This window comes from Aminobacter sp. P4_D5, from assembly GCF_056401815.1.
This window is the reverse complement of record NZ_JBFUIP010000598.1, coordinates 1-776: the sequence shown is the minus strand read 5'-3', so window position 1 is coordinate 776 and position 776 is coordinate 1. Positions and strand designations below refer to the sequence as shown.

At 74.5% G+C, this 776-nt stretch carries 2 protein-coding genes; one reads left to right on the top strand and one right to left on the bottom strand.

Going from position 1 to position 776, the window contains the following annotated elements; translation table 11 throughout:
- The coding region (locus AC1DWF_RS33755; RefSeq protein ID WP_476842852.1) for a hypothetical protein at positions 1 to 323 on the bottom strand (323 nt) is incomplete at its 3' end.
- 109 nt (positions 324 to 432) lie between these two features.
- Here AC1DWF_RS33755 and AC1DWF_RS33750 point away from each other — a divergent pair.
- A partial coding sequence (locus AC1DWF_RS33750; protein WP_476842851.1) for a RibD family protein occupies positions 433 to 776 on the top strand: 344 nt, incomplete at its 3' end.

The following is a 776-nucleotide window of genomic DNA, read 5'->3' as shown; positions in this document are numbered from 1 at the left end:
GCCACCGCCACCGTCCGGAACCGGTCGAACGGCAGGCGCCGCGTATGGCCGAGCCCGAGTAGCCGCCGCGTCACCAGGACCTCCCTGGCCTCGGGGTCGAACCGCACCACCCGCGTCACCGCGCACAGCGCCGCGAAGACCGTCAGGACCGGCCCCACGGCGAGCATCACCTCCGGCGCTCCCGCAGCGGCCATCGCCGCCCCGATGACTACGAAGGCCGCCCCCGCGATCCCGATGCCGATCCAGCCCTCCGCGATCCGGTGCTCGCCGAATACCAGTGGCAGTTCGACCGGTTGTCCTCGTCGTCGCCGCTGTCGCGCCATCGCCTTCCTCCGGGGGCCGGATCATCCGGCCGGGCCGGCCGTGCCGCAACGCCGCGGCGGAAAAGCCCGGGCCTGACATCGCCGCCCGCTTCCGGCATAACCGCGCCGGATGGATGGTGCGCAGGATCCCGAATGGCAGGCGCTCCTCGCGGGGCGCCCGGAAGGCGCGGGCGCGCTGGCCGCGCTGTTCTCGCCCCTCCTCGCCCCACCGACTGCGCCGGATGGCTGCATCGTCGTGGGCCGGCTCGCCCAGACGCTGGACGGGCGGATCGCGACCAGGCTCGGCCATAGCCAGTGGATCGGCGGCCCCGGCGACATCCGGCACACCCATCGGCTGAGGGCGCTGTGCGACGCGGTGGTGGTCGGTGCCGGCACCGTGCGCGCCGATGATCCGCGGCTGACGACGCGCCTTGTTCCGGGCCCCTCGCCCGTGCGCGTGGTGATCGACCCCGA